The 605-nt window shown below is 68.6% G+C and carries 1 pseudogene; it reads right to left on the bottom strand.

Annotated features, from left to right (window positions below):
* Nucleotides 1-605: pseudogene (locus GPA21_RS20355) on the bottom strand (error-prone DNA polymerase); the annotation flags it as partial.

Raw genomic sequence — 605 nt, forward strand, 5'->3', positions numbered from 1 at the left:
TGCATGACCTGCTCCTGGAAGATCGGCACGCCGAGGGTGCGTTCGAGCACCGGGCGCACGCCTTCGTCGTTGCCATGGGCGGGGCGCGGGTAGTCGATGGGCTGGCCGAGCCGGGCCCGCTCGCGGGCCTGGAGGTAGGGGTGGAGCATGCCGCCCTGGATGGGGCCGGGGCGGACGATGGCGACTTCGACGACGAGGTCGTGGAAGCGGTCGGGGGCCAGGCGCGGCAGCATGGTCATCTGGGCGCGGGATTCGACCTGGAAGACGCCGATGGAATCCGCATTGGTGAGCATGCGGTACACCGCCGGCACTTCGCGCGGGATGTCGGCGAGGGTGAAGTGCCAGCCGCGCCAGCGCGACACCATCTCGAGGCTGCGGCGCAGTGCGGAGAGCATGCCCAGCGCCAGCACGTCGATCTTGAGCAGGCCGAGGGCGTCAAGGTCGTCCTTGTCCCACTGGATGACGGTTCGGTCGGCCATGGCGGCGTTTTCCACCGGTACGAGTTCGTCCAGACGCCCGCGTGCGATGACGAAACCGCCGACATGCTGCGACAGGTGACGCGGAAAGCCGAGCAGTACGTAGGTGAGTTCGACCAGCAGGCGCAC

The organism is Azoarcus taiwanensis, assembly GCF_012910885.1.
In the GTDB taxonomy this organism is placed as follows: domain Bacteria; phylum Pseudomonadota; class Gammaproteobacteria; order Burkholderiales; family Rhodocyclaceae; genus Azoarcus_F; species Azoarcus_F taiwanensis.